Origin of the sequence: Streptomyces sp. SID12488, from assembly GCF_010548275.1 — a bacterium.
GTDB lineage: Bacteria > Actinomycetota > Actinomycetes > Streptomycetales > Streptomycetaceae > Streptomyces.
On record NZ_JAAGLT010000001.1, the window covers coordinates 419,647 to 440,950 of the forward strand.

The window sequence follows — 21,304 nt, forward strand, 5'->3', positions numbered from 1 at the left end:
GCACCCGCGTGGCCACGTACCCCCCGGTCTACGCCGGCACGAAAGTCACCGCCGCCTTCCTGGAGTCGATGTGCCCGGTCACGGCGACCAAGACCGCCAACGAGTCCGTCACCAGCAGCGCCACCCTGCAAAACGACGACCAGCTGTTCGTGCCGGTCGAGGCCAACGCCACCTACGAGGTGGCGCTGCTGCTGCTGCACGACTCCGACGCGACCGTCGCCGGAGACATCAAGGTCGCATGGACCGGCCCGGCCGGCGCCACCATGAACTGGGGTGTCCACGGCGCCAACACGGGCGTGACCACGTCGACCAACGTCGGCGGCGTCAATATGCAGACCCGCACCATCGTCGAGTTCGCGTCGTTCGGCGGCGGCGACAGCACGGGAACCGTGGCCCTCGTCTTCGGCACCCTCGCCACCGCCGGGACGGCGGGCACCCTGCAACTCCAGTGGGCGCAGGAGACCTCGAACGCGGTCGCCACCAACGTGCGCGCCGGATCCCGCCTCACCCTGACCCGCACCGCCTGAGGAGACCCGCATGCCCTTCGTCACGCCGCGCATGGACAGCATCCAGTACGACGGCACCAACGGCGCCCACATCGCCGGGACATGGTCGACGGGCATCGGGTTTGTGTCCGACACCGGCAGAGTCCTCACCTACACCGACCAGGACGGATACGAGCGCACCGCGAACCTGGACGACTGGCTCATCATCACGGGCGTCGGCGACGGCTACCCGACGGTCCTGCCACCGGAGCCGTACAGAGCCCACTTCGTCGAGATTCCGCCCATGCCCAGCTGATCCCTCGCCCGCCCCACCCGCCGCCCCGCGCCATCCGGCCGGGGCTTTCGTCATGCCTGGAGGCAGTCATGCCCGTGCGCGCCAAGTTCCGCTGCAACACCGAGACCCACAAGAGGTGGGGGCCGGAAGACTCCCAGGTCGCGCGCTCTTTCGAGTTCATGGCCGTGTACGACCCGGACGTTCCCGAGGACCAGCGGTACGCCAAGGCCTCGCCGTCGGGCAGCCTCACGATCCAGGTCGACAACCCGGCCGTGAGCTTCGAGCCGGGCAAGGCCTACTACCTCGACTTCACCCCGGCGGATGGTGAGTGATGCGGCTCGTCACGCGCGCACAGCTCGGCTGGCCAGCCTCAGCGGCTCCGCTGCAGGCCACCACGAAGGGCGTGAAGGTCCACTACGAGGGGACCGCAGTGAGCACCCGGCTGCTCACCGACCATGCCGCGTGCATCGCCGAGTGGAAAGCCATCCGCGCCAGCCACCTCGCCAACACGACCGAGAACTACTCGGACATCGCCTACAACTACGGGGCCTGTCCGCACGGCTACCTCCTCGAGGGCCGTGGCCTCGGCCGCCGCACCGGCGCCAACGGCAACCAGACGCTGAACAAGGCGCACTACGCGATCGTCGGCCTCGTCGGCGACGAGGGTCTGACCGAGCCGACCGGCCCCATGCTCGGCGCGATCCGCGACGGCATCGAGCTGCTCCGCGAGGACGGCGCCGGGGACGAGATCGAGGGCCACCGGGACGGCTACGCGACCGCGTGCCCCGGCGGCCCGCTGTACGCGTGGGTGCAGAAGGGCGCCCCGCGACCCATCAAGGAGGACGACGTGGCACTGACCGCCGACGACATCAACAAGGTCGCCATCGCGACCGTGAACCACCTGCTCGGGGGTGGTGGCGCGCTGGAGAACAGCGACGTGGATCGCATCGTCAAGGCGATCGGGGCCCGGCCCGCCACGCTGACCGACGCTCAGGTCCAGGCGCTCGCCACGAACCCCGCACTCGCCGAATCCATCGCCGAGAAGGTCGCGGTCAAGCTGGCCGCGCGACTCGCCAACTAGGAGGCACCCGTGAAGATCTCCAGCATCGCCAAGTCGCTCATCGCCGGAGTCTCGGCAGGATCGGCGGCGGCTGTCACCGCCGTGCAGGACAGCGTGCTCACCACCGGGGAGGGCGTCACGATCGTGCTCGCGGTCCTCGGTGCGTGGGGCATCACCTACGCCGTGCCCAACCGGCCGAAGACGGACGCCTGATGTGGGGCGCGGCGGCGCGGTCGGCGTTCTCCCGCCGCCGCGCCTTCCTCGTGGTCGTCGGCCTGGGGTGGGCCGGATATGGCGGGCTGGGCATCGTCGGCAACCCGCGCTACGGCACCGCCCGCGGACTCGCCGACCTCACCCAGTACGTGCCGCTTGATGCACTGGGCTGGATGTGGGTGGTCTGCGGCCTGGCCGCGGCGACGGCCGGGCTGGTCGTCAACTGCCCGCGCGTACAAGGCCTCGGCTACGTGGCGCTCGCCGTCCCCGCCGGCTTGTGGGCGGGCGTCTTCTCGGCCGCCGCAGCGTCCACGTTCCCTCCGGCCGTGGGCTCCGCGTGCGGATGGGGGGCGTTCACGATCGGCGTGGTGCTGGTGTCCGGCATGGACGACCCGCCCCCGCCGTACCTGAGGAAGGTGCGCTGATGGATGTGGGGGCGATGGTCGGCGGCGCGGTCGCTCTGGTGGTGGGGCTGCTGTCGTGGACGCAGTCGAGGGCGACGAACCGGCGCTCGGATTTCACGGCGATCACGGAGCGGCTCGACAAGGAAGTGAAGGAGGAGCGGACGCAGCGGAAGCTGTTGACCCGCGCCTACCTCGACCTCCATCTGTGGGCTCGGCGCGTCGGCCCTGATACTCCAGCTGGCCCGGCACCTGAACCACCGACCGAACTCGACCTCACACCCTGGCGCCCGTGACCGCGGCCCCGCTCTCCTTCGGGAGAGCGGGGCCGCTTTCGTCATGTCCGGGGTCAGACGCCTTGCGGGGCCTGTCCGTAGATGCTGACCCATCGGTCGCCGCGCATCACGACGTCGGCGGTCTCGACGGGCCGCCCGGTGGTCTGGTCGTAGTAGGTCCGCTCGATCACGAGGACAGGACCAGGCGGTGTCATGCCGAGTGCCTGCGCCTCGGGCCGTGTCGCCTGCCGGGCCCGCACCCGCTCGACGGGATCGCCCACCTCGATGCTGATGACGCGCATCCGGGCGGCCACCCCGACGCCCGCGTACGGGCCGACCTCAGGTAGCGCGATCAGCGACTGGCCGGTGAGTGCCAGTGGCTCCCACGATTCGGCGAGCTGCACCGGTGCCTCGTCGGCGAGGTACACGTACGAGGTGTGCATCACCGGCGCCCCGGCCTCGACGTCCAGGCGCGCGGCCACGGCCACGGTCGCCTTCTCCGTGGTCGACTCGTGCCGCCACGTACCCACCGCACCCTGCTTGGCGGCGCCCTCCGCGAACGGCGAGTCCTCGCTACGGCGGTGGTGCTGACGCACGAGCAGCTCGGGGCTGTCCTGGCTGCGGACGTAGTGGCCGGCGCCGTGGCGGGACACGACGAGGCCCTCCTCGACGAGGAGCTTGTACGCGGCCGTGGCGACGCTGCTGCTGCCTCCCCACTCGGCCGCGATCTCGGAGACGGACGGGAGGCGACTGCCCGGCACGAGGTCGCCTGTTTCGATCCGGGCTCGGATTCCGTCGGCGACCTGCAAGTACTTGGGCGTTTCGGTCGTCACCGTGCGCCTCCTTCCGTGTGACTTACGTGACAGAGTAGTGAGCCCCGGTCTACTCTTGCGTAAGAGTCAGCCTCTCACGCAAGAGTAGGGGTCGGGTATGCCTATGAGCCTGCGAGCAGCAGCTTTACGCACTGCACTGGAACACGCCCTAGATGAACCGGTCCACGCGCTGGCCATCCCCAACGGCATCCGCATCCAGGTGCCGGCCCCGGACAACACCGACACCGGCAGGTGGCGCGCTGCTCTTGCCGCACTGCGTACGGCGGATCGCTGGGGCAGCAACGACACCACCGACGCCCCCGAGATCTGGGCCGTGGTGCAGGACGAGGTGAACTCATGACGCCCAGCAACAGCGCTCCGGAGCACGGCTCGTTCGCCTGGTGCAGTTGGCACAACGGATACAGCGATGACGCCCGACTGGTGCGGATGATCGAGCAGGGCTCCGGGGTCGGCGCGGGATCTAACCTGTTCGCCTGCACGCCCTGCCGCGAGACGAACGGCCTGGCGCCAGTGGCGGACCAGTGAACCCAGGCTTCGTCAACGTGCTGGAGATGCTGCCCGTCCCGAAAACGGCCGACCCCATCAGCCCCCAGGGTCGCACCGCCCGAGGGCGCTGCATCTGGTGCGGCAACGCAGCCACCCTCAACCTGGGCCCCCGCCTGAAGGTCATCGACCGGACCCTGCACCGTTGGCTGCCGCGCGGCTGCGTCGACTGCGCCCAGCGCAAGGCCGCGCTCACGCACCGGACCCACCGGACATCCTGCGCGCGCTGCACCGAGTGGGAGCACTGCCCGGACAGTCTCGCCCTGCACCGCCTCGCGCTCGGCCGCCTTGACGGGCTGATACGCGAGGACTGAACGGCCACGCCCGCCCTCCCCCGAGCGGGGTGGCCGGGGCCCGCCGCCGATCGCCTGGACCCTGCATCGGCGGCGGGTCACCTGAAGAATTCCGCAACAGACACGCCGATCACGCGAGCAATCCGGAACAAGGTGTCCGAGGTGGGCGACTGCTGGCCGGCCTCGATGCGGACGACGGATGGGCGGTCGGTGCTGGCCCCGTTGGCGACGGCCTCTTGCGTGAGGTTCGCATGTTCGCGTGCTGCCCTGATTCTCGCACCCATGGCCAGTCGCTCAGCGAGGACCCAGTCGGGCTGGGGTGAGGCAGACGGCACCCGCTCACGCTCGCCTGATCATGATCGAATGTCAGTAGGGGTTGGCCTACATTGAGTGATCTTGCAGTGATGGGGCATGCACACCCGGCGTGAGCCTCGCGCTGCGCACAGCGGGCGCACGGTTGGGATCCTCGCGCGAGGTACTCGTCCGCTCAGATGGCGGAGCCGTGCGTCCTGCCGCCCCGGGCCCTACTGTGGGGTTCGGGGCGGCGCCTTTCCCGGGAGCGCCGAGTACTCGCCAAAATCCCCCGAGGATTGACCAAGCGCCTTGCGTTAATTCGGTGAACGCGCAGCTGGGAAAAGCCTGGTGAGCACAGCGCTTAAGCCCGTACACCTTCTAAGCGCTTGGCCGCAGGTTCGAGTCCTGCCGGGGGCGCAAGTCTCAGCTCTCCTTCAGGAGGGCCTTTTTACTGGTCAGAGCAGGTTTCACTCGCACGCCACAGCCCCGGACACTCCCCCGACGATCAAGGGGCAGGTTCCGGGGCTGTCCGGCTGTCACCGGGTTTTTGCGGGTGGCCGTGTCGAATACGTGTCGAAGTTCTCGGCGAGAAACCTCGGCCGGCGTCGGGCAGTTCGGGCAGGCCGAGGCCACCGGAGTCCGGTTGTGGCCGATCAAGCAGGAATCCAGCCAGGCCACTGCGGAGGGACGTTGCTCGCAGGGCAGAGGCCAGAGTCGCCTGGATAGCCGTCCAGCGTCCCTCGGCTCGCGAAGAACCACCACGCCAGCCCCACCGTCGCAACAACCACCAGCAACGTCGACAGCGAGACACGAACCACCGTCCGCAGGCGGAGCGCCAGGCATCGGCCGATGGCCCACGCCACAAGCCCGACGAGTGCTTCGCCTCCCACTACGAGAGGAAGCAGGAAGTTGAGTTCAAAGCGTCCGCCGGCCTCGTACCCCGCGTCACAGTACGCGCGCGCCCAAACGCTCAGAGTCCAGGCGCCGCAGCCGACAGCAGCTCCGAACAGGGCGGAGGCTGCCCAGGGGAGGCATGAGTCGGGTCTCGGCTTGGCTATGTCCATGACATGACACGACATCGAACACACCACTTACGGTTCCGCGAATGGGCGGGTGCCCCTGGAGGACGCCGTCGGCAGCGTGGCTGAGGCCGGCGGGGGTACACAGTCGATGGGCAGGGGACGGGGGTGGGAGAATCCGGAAACCAGTTGTGCCTGTGGCATGTTCAGGCGAAAAGATATGCGCATGATACGACCCGCGCGTGCGTTTTTCCCCCTTCTTCTGCTGCCAGTTCTCCTCACAGGATGTGACGCGGACAAGAACGGCGGGACGGCCGCCGACAGCGCCGACCTCGAGGCCGCCGCGCGCGGCTGGGGTGTCGCGCCGGAACTCGTCTATGTCACCAAGGTCTCCGGCTACACCGTGTTCCAGCAGTCGGTCGGCGAGTACGAAGACGAGTTCGCCGCCGTGTATCGGTCCGAGAAGGGTGCCACCACGTTCGGCCTCTTCGTAAGTCGCGGCAAGCTGACAGCGGAGAGCTGCTCCAAGCAGCCTCTGGGCGAGGTGTCGGACACGGCGGTCACCTGTGAGCACGACGGCGACGCCTGGTACCGCAAGGCAGGTCACAGCCACGAATACGCGGTGCCCGACGGCGGCGTGGTGATTCGTCTAACCGCCGACGCGGACAAGGTCGACCGCGCCATTCTGCGTAAGGCGGCCGAGGCGGTCCACCGCCCGGACGACACCGAATTGGCCGCGCTCCTGAGGACCACCGACGGCGTAGACACCTGAGAGAACGGCACGAAGTTGTTAGCCCGACCGACACGACGCAACAGGCAGAGGGACCCGGATCTCGGAGGGTAGGCGCAGCAGCTCCCCGCCGACGCTCTCCATCATCTTCACCGCAGAATCGGGATCCACCTCCCCATCCCCACAGCTCTCCAGCCACCACACGACATCGACGAGCACACCGACGAGCGGATCCCTGTCAGTCATGCGTGCAACGTAGCCGAGCCCTCCGACAACGCCTCCTGGGTCGGTGACGAGTGCCTGACGACGTTGCTTCGGGACGCAGCCGTCGCTCCGCTAGGGTGCGCCGCATGACCGACCACGCCCCGGCCTGTCCTGATTGCGGCCAGCCCATGAAGTCCGGTGGCCTCGTACTGTCCAGGCGGGACGACGACGGTCGACGGGCCTGCCGGTCGCTGTGGAGGTGTGCCGGTCAACACGTCTGGTGGGGCTGGGCCGACCGGCCGGAGGAGCCATTGGATGTCTGCCCAGTGCCAGAGTTGTTCGGCTGACATCCGAGTGCACCCGGGATGCGCGGCGTAGCCGAAGCGCGTTCGAATTTTCGTCGGTCGAATACGTGTCGAAGTCGCCGAACGTCCGGGTTCAGCGCCCGGAAACGGCCAGGTCAGGCCTCCTCCCCCGGTGGTCCGCCCAGCGCCAAAGCGCTTGGCCGCAGGTTCGAGTTCTGCCGGGGGCGCACCTTCCCCACTCTCCCTCTCGGAAGGGCATTTTTGCTGTTCCGGGCAGTCGGGGCCGCATACGAAAGCGCGCCGGACAATGCTCCCGCGAATCCGCTACGCCCACCCGCTACGCCTCCGGCCAAACGGCCGGGCGATCCAGCGCCGCCGTTCCCAGGACGCAGGAAGCATTACACCCCCGGAGCAGCCGCGTCAGCCGCACCATCACCACTTGACTTGATGACACAATCATAGTGTCATTGCCTCATGATGTACGGGACTCCGCGATTGGACGCCGACGATCTGCGGGTCCTGGACGAGATCGAGGGCATGCGCCGCGCCTTGCGCCACATGCTGCGGGCCACCCCTCGCTGGACACGGCAACTGCGGCGCAACCTCACCGCCCGGGCCATCGCCGGCTCGAACACCATCGAGGGATACGCGGCGACGGTGGACGACGTGGAAGCCCTCATGGCCGGCGAGGAACCCCTGGAGACCGGAGAACGGACCCGCGCCGAACTGGAGGGCTACCAGCGAGGCATGACCTACATCCAAGCCCTGGCCGATGCCGGTGACGACTTCCGGTACGACGCCGGGCTGCTCAACAGCCTGCATTTCATGCTGCAGGGCCACCACCTCGACAAGCGCCCCGGCCGTTGGCGCGACGGGCCCGTCTACGTCACCAGCCCCGACGACCCCTTGGTCCCCGCCTACACCGCGCCCAACTGCCAGGAAGTCCCCGCGCTGATGCAGGAGTTCATCGACTGGCTCAACGACGGCGACCTCGATACCCCGGTTCACGTGCGCGCATCGATGGCCCACCTCAACCTCGTCAAGATCCACCCGTGGAAGGACGGTAACGGACGCATGTCTCGTGCCCTGTCCACCTTGGTGTTCTCCCGCGAGGCTCTGATGCCGCCCGAGTTCTCCTCCATCGAGGAGTGGCTCGGCCGAGGTCAGAACACCTACGCCTACTACCAGGTCCTGGAGGATGTGGGCGGCCCGCACTGGAGCCCGGAACGGGACACCCGTCCCTGGATCCGGTTCTGCCTGACCGCCCACCACCGCCAGGCGCAGCAGGCCCGGCGGCGCTTCGATGTGATGTCCCGTGCTTGGACCCACCTCGTCGAAGCCGTGGAGGCGACCGGCCTGGACGAGCGTGTCGTCTATGCGTTGCTGCCCGCCTTCTCGGACGCCAGGGTCCGCCGCACCATGTACCAACAGGACGCCGATCTCAGTGACCAGCAGGCCATCCGTGACATCCGTGAACTCGTCAATCGTGGCTGGCTCGTCCCCCATCGGAAGGCCCGTGCCCGCTACTACGCCCCCGGCCCTCTCATGAACCCCGTCCGCGAAGAGGTCCGGCAGTCGATGGAGCCCTACGCCGATCCTTACCGTCGGCCTCAGTAACTGCTCGTTGTTCACGCTGTCGTCGTTCCCACTCCCTCTCCCAGCCCTCGTACAGCTACGGCTGTGCCTACGGAAGCCCCCAAGCCGCCCCCCGCTCTCCCGGGGCCACCGGCCCGATCGCGAGGTCCGGACGTTCCCCGGCGTACAGCAGGACCTCGCGGCCCCTGGCCAGGTTGATGGTGAGTGTGCCGTCGTCCGATGTGTGGGTGCGGGCCGGGGTGCCGTCGTCCAGGAGTGCCGTCAGTGGGCCGCCGGTCAGGTCGTGGCGGAGGTGCAGGGGTTCGCCTGCCAGGCTTCGGATCCGGATGAAGCGGGTGGTGCCCTCGGTCCGGGCCGCGCTGACCAGGAAGGCGCCCTGGGTGCGGAAGTCGTGGAGGGTGACGTCCGGCCAGGTGGACGGGACGGCGGGGAAGACCCGTACGACGCCGCCCCAGCTCTGGCAGAGCATGTCGTGCAGGGACTGGGAGGCCGACAGGGGGGTCTCGATGACCGGACCGGCCTCCGTGTAGTGGGTGTTGGCCCGGCACGGGTAGCGCGTGGTGGGGTCGAAGAACTTCTTCAGGTACGTGAGGGACGTGTCGCCGCGGCCCATCATCGCGTAGAGGGATGCGGCGCCCGTGTAGCTGTAGCCGCGGTGGGCGCCGGTGAGGGCGTGCCAGCGGACGACCGTTTTCTCGATCAGCTCGCGGTGTTCCGGCTGGTCCCAGTTCACCAGGTACAGCGGATACACCATCAGCAGGTGGGAGTAGTGGCGGTGGGACTGCGCGTACGGGGTGTCCGCGCCGATCATGAAGCCGTTGACGTCCACGGGGTACGGCGTCAGCTTGGCCAGGGTCTCCTGCCAGCGGGGGGCGAGCGGGTCGTCGACGCCCAGGCGTTCCGCCGCCTCCAGGAGTGCGGTGCAGCCCCAACGGATGAGCGACAGGTCGTAGTTGGTGTCCTGCGGGGGGACCACCGGGTACTCCGGGGAAAGGGTCGACGGGAGGTGCAGCTTGCCGTCGTCTCCTGGCTGGAGGAAGTGCAGGTAGTAGTTGATCGCCCGGCGGAGCAGGGGGTAGACGGTGTCCCGCAACAGCTTCTCGTCCATGCTGTGCCGGTAGCTCAGCCACACGTTGTGCAGGGCCCAGGTCAGGTCGCCCACTTCGGCGCCGGTGCCGGGCCTGCCGACGCCCCGGTTGGCGTACATGTCGGAGCTGCGGCCCACTCCGGCGCTGTCCGAGCGGTAGGCGGCGGGCACGTTCGTGGTCAGCTGTTCCTGGTTCTGGCGGAGGGTGGTGGCCAGTGAGTCGAGTTCCAGGTGGTTGGAGCCGTGGATGAGCCAGTACTCCAGCTGAATGTTGAGGTTCCACCACACCGCCGGCCAGGGCGTCGGCTCCAGCCAGGGGCCGCAGGTGGCCATCGGCGGTCCGCCCGCGACACTCGCCGACGCGACCTTGTACAGCTGGATCCAGTGGAAGCTCTGCAGTCGCTCGTCGGGGAACGAGACGAAACTCTTGCGGTAGTACGTGTGCCAGCCTCGGGTGTGCGGGGCGCGCAGGGCCGCGTACGGGGCGATTCCCAGGGTCTTCTGGATCTTCTGAGTCTTCTGGATCTTTTTGAGCGACGTCTCCCCTGCCCTGGTGTCCGACGGGTGGCTGTGGGCGACGTTGAGGACGAGGGTGTCGCCCGAGTGGCGGAATGCCGTCGCGGTCTGGCCGCCGCCGGTCAGGGGCTGGAGGACCTGCTCGATGTCGCCGGTGGTCCGGGTCGTCCAGGGCGGGTTCGGGACGTAGTCCGTCGGCGGGGCCTCGCTGATCTTGCGGGGGCTGATCGCCTCCTCCGGGTGGAACGTCCAGTGGACCTCCTCGTCACCTGCCGCCGTGACGCGGACGGCGAGGAGGCCGTCGTGGATGAGGGCGGCGAGGGTCAGGGTGCCCTTGTCCGTGGTGATCGTGCCGGTCAGTTCGGCGTTCCACAGGCTCAGGCGCCAGTCCACCGCGGTGATGGTGCCGACCGGGTCCAGCGTCAGATGTCCCACGGGGAGACGGCAGGTGCCCCAGCCGCTGCCGAACTCCGGGCGGTGGTCCTGGACTTCGCCGTGCTGGACGGTGAAGCGGATGCTGTTCGCGCCCGGTTCCTTGTAGACCATGCTGCCGAGCCGCCCGTCCCCCAGGAACGGTCCCTCGTGCCACAGCGTGGGCAGTCGGCGCCACAACAGGTCCTGCTTGCGCAGGAATCCGGCCCAGGCCGCGTCCGAGTCCATCCGGTTGCGGAGCTTCCAGGGGCGGCGGCCGGCAACGGCGGCACCACCTGACGGAGTGGAGGCGGTGGCCTGAGCGGCCTGCGCGGCCTGGGGCAGGGCGGCGAGCGTCGTACCGCCCAGCGCCGAGCCGAGCACTGCTCTTCGAGAGGTCATGCGGGTGCCTCCGGGAGGTGGGGGGTGGGAAGAGTGGGGGTGTGGCAACGTCTTTGGCTTCAGGACCAGTTGGCCGGTTCGGCCAAGGCGTAGGTCGAGGCGATCCGATGGTTGTCGTGCAGGATCGTCAGGGTTCGCGGGCCGCTGGGCGTGCCCTCGCGCCAGGCGGTGCAGTAGATCCCGTTGGACCAGCGGATCGTCCGCGAGGTGGACGGCAGTACGGTGATGCCGGTCCGGCTCACCGTTTTCGTGCCGTTCAGCCACACCTCGAAGGCGCCCCGGCCGTCGCCGTCGAGCCTCAACCGGGTGACGATCCGGATCCAGGTGTCCCGCAGGCCGCTGATCGACCCGGCCGAGCCCTTGATGCCCCCGGAACCGCCGAACCGGATCTCCGATCCGATGACGAACATCAACAGCCAGGGCCCTTCCGGGTCTTCGGGCGACCACTGCTGGAAGGTGACGTTCTGGTCGTGGAAGGTCCAGCCGGACCCGAGGCCGGACCCGAGACGGATCGCCTGGCCGTAGTAACGGTCCTCTCCGACGCTCTGCGCGCCGCGCTGGATCACCTCGGAGTGGTAGCCCCCGGTCTCGTCGATGTACGTCTGGGTCGCCGCGAGCGCGTGCGCGCCCTTGTAGGTGGGCGAGTCGACGGTCTCGATGGTGCCGTTCTTCTGCGTGTAGGCGTGGTCCCAGCCCTCGACGCTGCCGCGGTTCTGGAAGTAGACCTCGTCGGCGGCCTGGGCCCGTCCCGGCAGGAACGCGGCGGTGACACCGGTGAGGCCGAGTCCGCCGAGCGCGGTGAGTGCCCTTCGTCTCCGCACGGCTCACCGGGTCCAGTAGGTGATGTTGCGGAAGCGTGCCTCGGCCCGGCCGCTGCCGTGGTGGTACACGCCGTTCTTGAAGTGGCGGGTGGCGGGGCCCCGGTCCTCGGTGGTCAGCACCAACGCGTCGTCGAAGTAGACCTTGACGCTGCCGGCCGAGGCGTCGTGCGCGATCTTGACGTTGAACCAGGTGTCGTACGCGTCGGTCTTCAGGACCGTGCGGTCGTACGCCCGTACCGTGCCGCCGCTCGCGCTGTAGGCGTTGAGCATGAAGTCGGTGGCCGGGGTGCCGTCGGGGTGGATCACGCGGAGGATCTGTACGAAGGTCGCGCCGTTCGTGCCGGCCGGGAGGTACACGTCGGCGTCCCACATGTGGCGGCCGGACGTGTACTGCTGCTGCCAGCGCATCTCGGTGCGCGGGTCGGTGGAACTGCCCTGCGACAGCGGCTCGTCGGTGTCGTACACCCACATGCGGTGGACGCCTCCGCTGTTGCTGTAGCGGTCGCTCAGGCTCAGGTTCCACGGCTTCTGCATGGCGTACGTGAACGCCGTCTTCGTCCAGCCGTCCGTGGGGGACGCTGCCGCGGTGGCGGACGGAGAGGCTGCGGAGGCCGTCGACCGGGCCGTCGACCAGACGGCGCCCGAGGCGAGTAAGCCTCCGGCTGTCAGAATTGCGCGCCGCGAGGGTGTCATAGGCATGCCAACATCACCTTTTCGGGAGCGGGGTGATTCATCGGACCTATCTTCGGGAGGAGCGTAGGACTAGACCAGATCCGCGTCAATGTTCCCGTCCGGCCGAAGATAGATCCGATGTAAACCCGCCGCTTATGCCCCCGCTCCCCTCAGCGGCCCGGGTTGAACATCGGGTGGTAGCTCTCCGGCGGAGCCAGATAGCTGACCGGCAGTCCGCCCGTGTCGATGACGATCTGGTCCACCGCGATCGCCGGATCGACCATGAAGAGCCGCAGTTCGTGCTCGCCGGGTTCGGTGACGGTCACCGTGGCCGTCAGTCGCTCGACGCCGTCCTCCACGTTGCGGGCCCATGCGTCGCCCCGGTTGCCGGTGGCGACGGACTGCCCCGACAGGACCGTCACCGGCTGATCGTCGAGACAGAGCGCCACCCGTCGACGGCCCCGCTCGTCGAGCGACGGCAGCCGGAAGACGGTGACCGGGAAGGTGCCGGTGCCGCTGAAGCGCACCCGGTATCTCAACTCCGGTGCGCTCGCGGCGAAGTCGGCCGTGACCGGCGCCGCCGTCGACGGCACCGCCTCCACCGCGCCGCTACGACGGCCCAGCCCGCGTACGGTCCGCCAGCGGGCCCCGCCGCGCGCCACCCGGCGGTCGGTGTGCGCCGCGTCGATGGAGACGTACCCGTGCGCCTCGACGAACCCGCGCCTCCGACGCCGGGCCCGTTCAGCGTCGTTGCGCACACTCAGCGGTACGTCGACCCGCTGCCCGGTGTCGGCCCCGCTCACGGTGACCGTCGCCTCGTACGTTCCCTCCGGCGCCCGGTCCCAGTCGATCTCCACCCACACCCTGGTCTGCTCGGTCAGGGAGCCGCCCGACTCGCTCAGCAGGACCCAGGGATGACTGACCTCGGCGCTCCAACTCGCGGCCAGGAAACCGGCGTTGAAGACGTCCACGAAACGGCGGTCGCTGGTTCCGGAGAAGAAGGACAGCGGGCGGGCCGTCCCCGTTTCGTTGCCCTCCGACGCCACCCCCAGCCCCGACGTCTCCTGCCGGGCTACCCTGCTGACGGCCGGACGGCCCGGCGCCTTCGGGATCTGTGAGGGGTATGGGTTGACGATCCCGTCCCATTTCCCGCCCGCCACCTCGGTGTTGTACCGCTTGGTGAGCGCCACCTCCGTGCTGTGGGCCGCCTCGGCCAGGTCGGCGAAGCGGTTCGTCCCGGCGCCGCGCCCCTGGCGCAGCGCGAGTGCGTTGCGGTCAGCCCAGTAGTACTTCAGGTTCATCAAGTAGGCGCCGTGCACCGGGTATTCGACCAGCTCGAAGTAGGCGTTCCGGTAGGCCTCGGGCAGCTTGGCGCCCAGGGTCCGCGCCCGCTCCAGCAGTTGCTCGTACGCGGATATCCGGCGGGCCGCCTCGTCACCGTGGTGGACCACGGAGAGCAGGCCCTTGGCGATGAACTCCGGGCGCAGTTCCGCCGCGAGGCGGTAGTACTCGGTGCGGATCGCGGCGATCTCGTGGCCGTGGCGGTGGCCGAACTGACGGCCGGCCCACTCGACCAGGAAACCCTCGACTCCCTCGGCACCCTCAACTCCCCCGACACCCTCCGCGTCGCCCGCGTCGTCCGCGTGCCACCGGTTCACGTCCCAGGCGACGTCCATGGCGAAGGACAGCCCGTTCTCGATCGACTTGACGTCCCCCACGTTGAAGATCCACATACGGTCGGCGCCGTGCTCGTACACCCGGCGCAACTCCTGCCAGACCTTGGCCGGTTGGGTGGTGTCCAGCCACAGATAGCTCTTCGGGCGGCCCCAGTAGGACAGGTGGTAGTAGATGCCGTTGCCGCCCGTGCGCCGCCGCTCCGCGTCGTTGGGCAGCTGGCGCATGTTGCCGTGGTTGTCGTCCGGCCAGATGAGCGTGACGTCGTCGGGCACCTGGACGCCCGCGTTGTAGAGGTCCAGCACCTCCTTGTACGGGATGAAGATCTGCGGCTCGGCACCCTGGCCGACTTCCTCGGTCAGGATGCGGCGCTGGTCGGCGATGATGTCGTTCATCACCACGACCTTCTCGGGGATCGTCGTCGCGTACTTCGTCTCCAGCGCGGTGTCGTGCAGACCGCGCATGCCGAGTGTCCAGCTGCTCTCGTAGATGGCGTTCTGGCGGGCCCGGGCTCTCCAGTAGTCCGAGATGACACCGGGGTTCACCGTGTAGTCGTACACGGGCAGGCTGCCGTCGGTGCTCCGGTGCTCCGCCGCCCACGGGTCCCACTCGTGGACGCCGTTTCGGAGCAGGGCCTCGGGGTGGCTGGAGCCGACGACTATGCCGTAGCGCTCGGCCAGTTCGGGGTTCTCGCGGTGCTTGTTGAAGAAGTCGGAGTACGGATGCATGGCCGGCCAGAGGTAGTTGGCCTTCAGACGGAGGAGCAGTTCGAAGACGCGCTTGTACGTCTCGGGGCCGATGTTCTTGTCCGGCTCCTGGGTGCGGTGGGACCAAGTGGTCAGGTTCTGCTCGTCATTGATGAAGATGCCCCGGTAGCGGACGGACGGCTCGTGGCGGGTGAAGGGGACCGCCGGCACGGTCACGTCGTCGCGGTGCTCGACCGGGACGTCGGCCCACCAGTACCAGGGCGAGACCCCGATGCGTTCCGAGGTGTCGTAGATCCCGTAGATCGTGCCGCGTCGGTCGCTGCCCGCGATCACCAGTGCGCGGTCCACCCCGGGCAGCGGACGGTCGACCACTTGAGTGACCGAGGCCTCCCAACTCCCCTTCACCCGGGAGACGTTCAGGCGGCCCTTGGCGATGAGTCCGTCGATGACCGGGCTCGCGCCGATGGTGCCGATCACGACCAGCCCCGCGGTCTGCTCGGGGACGGTGTGCAGCAGTCTCGGTCGTACGCCGCCGACCCGTTCGATGTCCGCCTGGAGGTCCCCGGCCGCGCGGAGCACGGCGGGGTCGTCGGCCGCGTCCACGAACACGTCGGTGGCGAATCCGCCCCGCATCAGCGGGAACTCGGGTCTGCCGGTCCGGAGTGCGGGTGCGGCGTGGGCTGTCCCGGCGAGGAGTCCGGGGAGCAGTGGGGTCACTCCGGCGGCTGCCATTGCGCGCAGGAACGACTTGCGGGTCCATGAATGTGACCGGTCGGGGGGAGATGGGGGTTGCGGTGACCGGTCCTGGGGGTCGTGGTGCGGCACGAGACGCTCCCGTTCTGCCCAGAGCCCCGCACCGGCTCTTCGCGCAGCCGGTCAGGGAGCTGAGCGATGAGTTGCGTTGGCATGGTCGGACTGGAAAGCACGGCAGGAGAGCACTGCAGGAGAGCACAACTAGAAAGCGCTTGCTGCGTGCACCACGCACCCTAGGACAGGCCCGGCCCGGACGTCCATACGACGGCAGGCCCGGCTGGGCGAACTGTCCGCCCAGCCGGGCCTGCCGAGGTGTTTCCCGCCCGGATCCCGCTCCCGGATCCCGGATCGCCGGCGTCTACTCCGTCACGATGTACTCCGTAGCCGCGTCCAGCAGCCAGTCCGTCAGATAGCCGGCGAAGGAGGAGCGGACCAGTACCCAGAAGCCGGCCCTGGGCTCGTCCCGGGCGACCAGCACCACCTGGGTGCGGCCCAGGGTCGTCTGGGCGCAGCGGCCGGGTCCGAAGGCCCGCGGGTGGAGGTCCAGGGCGCAGCCGTGGGCCAGCAGGTCGCGAGCGCGGGGGCCCGTGATGAGGAGCGTGGTGCGCTGGGCGGAGACGTCGATGACGGACACCGGCTCCTCCCCCGCCGCCGCCCTGATACGGCTCTCCAGGTCTTGTTCACTGCCGGGCGGGCCCACGAGCAGCCACTCGTCCGGGCCCAGCCACAGGGCGATCAACTCCCCCGCGCGTACGACGGTGTTGGGGGCCAGCGGCAGCGGGAGGTCCAGCGCGAGGCCGATGGCGTCCGCCGCCGCTCCCTTGGAGTCGAGGCGCACGTCCAGCTGGGTGAGGAAGGGGAGTTCGGCCAGCCGGACCGCGCCCCCGGAGGTGCGGGTGGCGGCGGCCAGGCGGCCGGCCTCGTGTGCCAGCGGAGACACCGGCGACAGGGCGGGCACGGAGGGCCGGGAGGACAAGGGGGACGGAGCGCCATGCGGCGGAGCGGCGCTCAGGGTGGTGGTGTCAGCCATCTCGGCGGGCTCCTTCGGGGTCGAAGAGGACGGGGCTCGCGACGGTCACCGGCACCAGCCGGTCGCCCACGGGGGCGTACAGCCGTGTCCCGACGCGTTCCCGGCCGCCCTTGATCAGGGCGAGCGCGAAGGTCCGGCCCAGGGCGGCGCTGCGGTAGCTGGAGGTGACATGGCCGAGCATCGGGACGGGCGGCGCGGGCAGCTCACTGTCGGCGACGAGCTGGGTGCCCTCGGGGAGGAAGGCGCCGGGGTCGTCCGGGAGCAGGCCGACCAGGTGCTTGCGGTCGGGACGGACGGCGTCGGCACGGGCGTAGGACCGCTTGCCGATGAAGTCGGGCTTCTTCTTCGACACCACCCAACTCATGCCGAGATCCTGGGGAGTTACGGTGCCGTCGGTGTCCTGGCCGATGATCGGGTAGCCCTTCTCGGCGCGCAGGACGTGCATGGTCTCCGTGCCGTAGGGCGTGATGCCGAACGGGGCGCCGGCCTCGTACAGGGCCTCCCACAGGGCGCGGGCCTCCCACGGGGACACGTTGATCTCGTAGGCGAGTTCGCCGGAGAAGCTGATCCGGCACACCCGTGCGTCAATGCCCGCGACGGGGGTCTCGCGCCAGGCCATGAAGGGGAAGTCCGCGTTGTCCACGGCCAGTTGGGGCGCCAGGGAACCGAGGACGTCCCGGGAGCGCGGGCCGACGAGGGCCACCGTGGCCCATTGTTCGGTGACGGACGTGCAGTGGACGCGCAGGTCCGGCCACTCGGTCTGGGACCACTCCTCCATCCAGTCCAGTACGGCGGCGGCGTTGCCCGTCGTCGTGGTGACCAGGAAACGGTCCGGGGCGAGGCGGATGACGGTTCCGTCGTCGAAGATCATTCCGTCCGGGCGGCACATCACGCCGTAGCGGATCATGCCGACCTTCAGGGTGCTCATCATGTTGGTGTAGAGCAGGTCGAGGAAGACGCCCGCGTCCGGGCCCTGTACGTCGATCTTGCCGAGGGTGGAGGCGTCCATGAAGGCCACGCTGTCGCGGGCGGCGGCGCATTCACGCAGGACGGCCGCCTCCATGTCCTCGCCGGCCTGCGGGTAGTACCAGGGGCGCTTCCACTGGCCGACGTTCTCGAACAGCGCGCCCTGCCCGACATGCCAGGCGTGCAGGGCGGTCGTCCGGATCGGGTCGTGCAGCGCGCCCCGGTCGCGGCCCGCGAGGGTGGCGAAGGAGACGGGGGTGTACGGCGGCCGGAACGTGGTCGTGCCGAGCGCCGAGATGTCGACGCCTAGCAGCGCGGCAACGATTCCGCTGGCCAGGAGGCCGGACGTCTTGCCCTGGTCGTTGGCGGTGCCCGCCGTCGTGTAGCGCTTGGTGTGCTCCACCGAGCGCATTCCGGCGCCGGTGGCGCGCGCCAGATCGTCCACGCTGACGTCACGCTGGAGGTCGACGAAGGACCGGGTGTCGGACGCGTCGGGGATGGCGTACACGTGCATGGGCGGTGTGTGGGGTTGTGCGGCCGGGTCGGGGGCGGGGAGGCGGGGGGCCTCGGGTGTGTAGCCCTCCGCCTCGATCGCGCGGGAGGCCGCGCCCACGCCCTGGGCGAGAACCGAGGGCAGGTCCATGGCGCCGGCCGCGCTGCCCGCGACCTCGACCAGCTGCCGGCAGGTGTCGGGGACGAAGGCGCCGAGCGCGTCGTCGTAGCGGAGCTTGCCGCCGGCCTGGCTGAACAGCTGCGCCACCGGGTTCCAGCCGCCGGAGACGAGGAGGAGGTCGGCGGGGAACTCCCGCTGGCCTCTGGTTGCTCCGGCCTCTGTGGGCTCTCCTTCGTAGGGGGCGACTGTTACGGCGGTCAGGCGCGAGTCACCCTGGAAGCCGCCCTCCGTGGCGCTGTCCGTGCCGCCTTCCGTGCCTACGACTGCGTGTCCGGCCAGCACCTCGATACCGGCCGCCCTCGCGCGCTCGGCCCACTCCCCCGGGTAGGGGCGGGTGTCGACGATCGCCGACACGTCCACACCCGCCGCGGTGAGGTCCAGTGCCGCCGCGTACGCGCTGTCGTTCGTGGTGAACACGACCGCCCTGCGGCCGGGCATGACGCCGTGGCGGTTCACGTACGTACGCGCCGAGGCGGCCAGCATCACTCCGGGGCGGTCGTTGTCCGCGAAGGCCAGCGAGCGTTCGTGGGCGCCGGTGGCGAGGACGACGCGGCGGGCGCGGATGCGCCAGACGCGTTCGCGGGAGACGTTCTCAGGGGCTGCCGCACCAAGGTGGTTGGTGCGGCGTTCGACGGCGAGGAGATGGTTGTCGTCGTAGTAGCCGAAAACCGTGGTGCGGGGGAGGACCCGTACGTCGGGGGCAGCTTCCAGGAGGCCCGCGGTCTCCGCCACCCAGTCGAGGTGTTCGGCCGTGCCCAGGAGGCTGCCGCCGGGCTCCGGGCGGTCGTCGGCGAGGATGACCCGGGCGCCGGTGCGGGCGGCTGCCGCTGCGGCTGCGAGGCCTGCGGGGCCCGCGCCGACGATCAGCAGGTCGCAGTGGGCGTGTACGGCGTCGTAGCGGGCGGGGTCGGGGGTGGTGGCGAGGCGGCCCTGGCCGGGGAGGCTGGTTGCCGCCAGGCCGTCGTACAGCTCGACCGTGGTGGCGGGGAGCATCGGTTCGGGGAACGGGGCCTCGATCTGGATGACGGCGTTGGGTTCCTCGACGCCGGCGGAGAAGATGCCTCGGGGGCGGCCGAGTTTGATGCTGGTGCCTGTTTGGATGATGCCGTTGGCGAGGAGGGCGGAGGCGAGGGTGTCGCCTTCGTAGCCCTGGTGTTCGGTGCCGTCGAAGGTGAAGGTGAGGGGGGTGTTCCTGTTGATTCGGCCGCGGGTGGGGTGTCTGAACGGCTGGGAATCATCCCCCACCCCACCCCTTCCCGAAAGTTCTGGGGGCTCTGCCCCCAGGCCCCCGGTCGGCCCTGAAGGGGCCTCGTCCTCAATCGCCGGACGGGCTGAGAATGCCGGCCGGGGCTCAACAGTTGCCGAAGGAGCTGAGGGTGCCGGCCGGGGCTCGAAAGCAGCCGGGGAGACAGGGGATCCAGGCCGGGGCTGGGAGGTTTGCGCGCGCCTCGCCTCCTCGATCGCCGGGCGCTCCTCGCCCACCCGGTACACCGCCAGGATCTCGTTCGTTCCCGTGTCCCGTACCGCGTTGAACCAGCGCCGGCAGCCCGAGCCGTGGTTCCAGCGTTCGGCGAAGGGGCCCTTCGGGTTGTCGCGGAAGAACAGGTACCGGGCCCACTCCTCGTCGGTGAGGGCCGACGGGTTCTCCGGGTACGGCACATGTGCCTGGCCGCCGTAGTGGAACTCGGCCTCGTCGCGGGGCCCGCACCACGGGCAGGGGATGAGCAGCATGTCGTTCGGCTCCCTTGAGGGTCCCTAGTGGGCCACGGCGGCGGCGCCGTGCTCGTCGACGAGCGCGCCGGTGGTGAAACGGTCGAGCGAGAAGGGGGCGTTGAGCGGGTGGGGTGTGTCGTGGGCGATCGTGTGGGCGTAGACCCAGCCGACACCCGGGGTGGCCTTGAAGCCGCCGGTCCCCCAGCCGCAGTTGAGGTAGAGATTGTCGACCGGAGTGAGGCCGACGATGGGTGAGGCGTCGGGGCTCACGTCCACGATGCCTCCCCACGTACGCAGCACATGGGCCCGCGCGAAGACCGGGAAGAGTTCCAGGGCCGCCGACATCTGTTCCTCGATGATGTGGAACGCGCCGCGCTGCGTGTACGAGTTGTACGAGTCGATGCCCGCGCCCATCACCAACTCGCCCTTGTGCGCCTGGCTGACGTACACGTGGACCGCGTTGGACATCACCACCGTCGGGTGCACGGGCTCCAGCAACTCGCTGACGAGCGCCTGCAACGGGTGGCTCTGGAGCGGGAGTTCGATGCCCGCCATCGCCGCCAGGACCGAGGTGTGGCCCGCCGAACACAGGGCCACCTTGCCCGCCGCTATCGGGCCCAGGGTCGTCTGTACTCCGACCACCCTGCCGCCGACCACGTCCAGGCCGGTCACTTCGCAGTTCTGGATGATGTCGATGCCCGCCGCGTCCGCCGAGCGGGCCAGGCCCCAGGCCACGTGGTCGTGCTTCGCGATGCCCGCGCGCGGCTGGTAGGTGCCGCCCAGCACCGGATAGCGCACGTCCGGCGAGATGTTGACGATCGGGCAGACCTCTTTGACCTGGTCCGCGTCGAGCCACTCCGCGTCCACGCCGTTGAGGCGGTTGGCCTCCACCCGGCGCACGCTGTCGCGGACGTCCTGGAGGCTGTGGGCCAGGTTCAGCACGCCGCGCTGGGAGAAGAGGATGGGGTAGTCCAGCTCCTCCTCCAGGCCCTCCCACAGCTTCAGGGCGTGTTCGTAGATGCCCGCGCTCTCGTCCCACAGGTAGTTGGAGCGGATGATCGTGGTGTTGCGGGCCATGTTGCCGCCCGCCAGCCACCCCTTCTCCAGCACGGCGACGTTGGTGATGCCGTGGTTCTTCGCCAGGTAGTGGGCGGTGGCGAGGCCGTGTCCGCCGCCGCCCACGACGATCACGTCGTACGAGCGCTTCGGCTCGGGCGTACGCCACAACCAGTCGGGGTGCTCCGGCAGTTCGGCGCCGGGGGTACGGGGGCTCATCACACGTCTCCGTCTTCTGCGGTGAGTGGGCCGGGGGCCCTGAGCGGGACCGGCGAAG

The 21,304-nt window shown here is 69.5% G+C and carries 21 protein-coding genes; 12 read left to right on the forward strand and 9 right to left on the reverse strand.

Going from position 1 to position 21,304, the window contains the following annotated elements; all coding sequences use genetic code 11:
* The first annotated feature begins 8 nt into the window (after positions 1-8).
* From G3I56_RS01905 to G3I56_RS01935, 7 genes are all read left to right on the forward strand, one after another.
* On the forward strand, positions 9-527 hold the full coding sequence (locus G3I56_RS01905; RefSeq protein WP_164406750.1) for a hypothetical protein: 519 nt from the start codon (positions 9-11) through the stop codon (positions 525-527).
* 10 nt (positions 528-537) lie between these two features.
* A complete protein-coding gene (locus G3I56_RS01910; RefSeq protein WP_164406751.1) occupies positions 538-801 on the forward strand; it encodes a hypothetical protein in 264 nt (87 codons plus the stop codon).
* Between the two features lie 68 nt (positions 802-869).
* Positions 870-1,112 (forward strand): hypothetical protein, encoded by a 243-nt coding sequence (locus G3I56_RS01915; RefSeq protein ID WP_164406753.1) that lies wholly within the window; start codon positions 870-872, stop codon positions 1,110-1,112.
* On the forward strand, positions 1,112-1,861 hold the full coding sequence (locus tag G3I56_RS01920; protein ID WP_239134634.1) for an N-acetylmuramoyl-L-alanine amidase: 750 nt from the start codon (positions 1,112-1,114) through the stop codon (positions 1,859-1,861). The genes G3I56_RS01915 and G3I56_RS01920 overlap by 1 nt, the downstream gene beginning before the upstream one ends.
* A gap of 9 nt (positions 1,862-1,870) precedes the next feature.
* Positions 1,871-2,053 (forward strand): hypothetical protein, encoded by a 183-nt coding sequence (locus G3I56_RS01925; RefSeq protein WP_164406754.1) that lies wholly within the window; start codon positions 1,871-1,873, stop codon positions 2,051-2,053.
* A complete protein-coding gene (locus G3I56_RS01930; protein WP_164406755.1) occupies positions 2,053-2,478 on the forward strand; it encodes a hypothetical protein in 426 nt (141 codons plus the stop codon). The genes G3I56_RS01925 and G3I56_RS01930 overlap by 1 nt, the downstream gene beginning before the upstream one ends.
* Positions 2,478-2,750: a hypothetical protein gene (locus G3I56_RS01935; protein WP_164406756.1), complete on the forward strand. Its 273-nt coding sequence runs from the start codon at positions 2,478-2,480 to the stop codon at positions 2,748-2,750. Before G3I56_RS01930 ends, G3I56_RS01935 begins: the two co-directional genes overlap by 1 nt.
* 53 nt (positions 2,751-2,803) lie before the next feature.
* On the opposite strand, the gene G3I56_RS01940 is transcribed toward G3I56_RS01935, so the two are convergent.
* Entirely contained in the window at positions 2,804-3,562 is a 759-nt protein-coding gene (locus tag G3I56_RS01940; RefSeq protein ID WP_164406757.1) for a GntR family transcriptional regulator, read from the reverse strand.
* 103 nt (positions 3,563-3,665) lie between these two features.
* Between G3I56_RS01940 and G3I56_RS01945 the strand changes: the two genes are divergently transcribed.
* The 4 genes from G3I56_RS01945 (at position 3,666) to G3I56_RS01965 (ending at position 6,483) form a co-directional block, all read left to right on the forward strand.
* The gene (locus G3I56_RS01945) at positions 3,666-3,902 is read left to right on the forward strand and encodes a hypothetical protein (protein WP_164406759.1); all 237 of its coding nucleotides are present in this window, start codon (positions 3,666-3,668) and stop codon (positions 3,900-3,902) included.
* Entirely contained in the window at positions 3,899-4,087 is a 189-nt protein-coding gene (locus tag G3I56_RS01950; protein ID WP_164406760.1) for a hypothetical protein, read from the forward strand. The genes G3I56_RS01945 and G3I56_RS01950 overlap by 4 nt, the downstream gene beginning before the upstream one ends.
* Positions 4,084-4,419 (forward strand): hypothetical protein, encoded by a 336-nt coding sequence (locus tag G3I56_RS01955; RefSeq protein WP_164406761.1) that lies wholly within the window; start codon positions 4,084-4,086, stop codon positions 4,417-4,419. The genes G3I56_RS01950 and G3I56_RS01955 overlap by 4 nt, the downstream gene beginning before the upstream one ends.
* Positions 4,420-5,937: 1,518 nt before the next feature.
* Positions 5,938-6,483 carry a hypothetical protein gene (locus G3I56_RS01965; RefSeq protein ID WP_164406763.1) on the forward strand — a complete coding sequence of 182 codons (546 nt, stop codon included), beginning with the start codon at positions 5,938-5,940 and terminating at the stop codon, positions 6,481-6,483.
* Positions 6,484-6,501: 18 nt separating this feature from the next.
* On the opposite strand, the gene G3I56_RS01970 is transcribed toward G3I56_RS01965, so the two are convergent.
* A complete protein-coding gene (locus G3I56_RS01970; RefSeq protein WP_164406269.1) occupies positions 6,502-6,687 on the reverse strand; it encodes a hypothetical protein in 186 nt (61 codons plus the stop codon).
* Positions 6,688-7,424: 737 nt separating this feature from the next.
* Between G3I56_RS01970 and G3I56_RS01975 the strand changes: the two genes are divergently transcribed.
* The gene (locus G3I56_RS01975) at positions 7,425-8,567 is read left to right on the forward strand and encodes a Fic family protein (RefSeq protein ID WP_239134635.1); all 1,143 of its coding nucleotides are present in this window, start codon (positions 7,425-7,427) and stop codon (positions 8,565-8,567) included.
* Between the two features lie 67 nt (positions 8,568-8,634).
* Here G3I56_RS01975 and G3I56_RS01980 read toward each other — a convergent pair whose 3' ends face one another.
* The 7 genes from G3I56_RS01980 to G3I56_RS02010 all read right to left on the reverse strand — a co-directional run bounded on the left by G3I56_RS01980 (position 8,635) and on the right by G3I56_RS02010 (position 21,246).
* A complete protein-coding gene (locus G3I56_RS01980) occupies positions 8,635-10,962 on the reverse strand; it encodes a Tat pathway signal sequence domain protein (protein ID WP_203688933.1) in 2,328 nt (775 codons plus the stop codon).
* A 59-nt stretch (positions 10,963-11,021) separates the two neighbouring features.
* Complete coding sequence (locus G3I56_RS01985; RefSeq protein ID WP_164406764.1) at positions 11,022-11,783, reverse strand: polysaccharide lyase; 762 nt, start codon at positions 11,781-11,783, stop codon at positions 11,022-11,024.
* 3 nt (positions 11,784-11,786) lie between these two features.
* Complete coding sequence (locus G3I56_RS01990; protein WP_239134636.1) at positions 11,787-12,482, reverse strand: polysaccharide lyase family 7 protein; 696 nt, start codon at positions 12,480-12,482, stop codon at positions 11,787-11,789.
* 143 nt (positions 12,483-12,625) lie between these two features.
* Positions 12,626-15,568: a glycosyl hydrolase 115 family protein gene (locus G3I56_RS01995; RefSeq protein WP_164406765.1), complete on the reverse strand. Its 2,943-nt coding sequence runs from the start codon at positions 15,566-15,568 to the stop codon at positions 12,626-12,628.
* Between the two features lie 379 nt (positions 15,569-15,947).
* Positions 15,948-16,619, reverse strand: a complete 672-nt coding sequence (locus G3I56_RS02000) for a sarcosine oxidase subunit gamma family protein (RefSeq protein ID WP_164406766.1) — start codon at positions 16,617-16,619, stop codon at positions 15,948-15,950.
* Entirely contained in the window at positions 16,612-19,989 is a 3,378-nt protein-coding gene (locus G3I56_RS02005; protein ID WP_164406767.1) for a sarcosine oxidase subunit delta family protein, read from the reverse strand. Before G3I56_RS02005 ends, G3I56_RS02000 begins: the two co-directional genes overlap by 8 nt.
* A gap of 24 nt (positions 19,990-20,013) precedes the next feature.
* The gene (locus G3I56_RS02010) at positions 20,014-21,246 is read right to left on the reverse strand and encodes a sarcosine oxidase subunit beta family protein (RefSeq protein WP_164406768.1); all 1,233 of its coding nucleotides are present in this window, start codon (positions 21,244-21,246) and stop codon (positions 20,014-20,016) included.
* Positions 21,247-21,304: the final 58 nt, after the last annotated feature.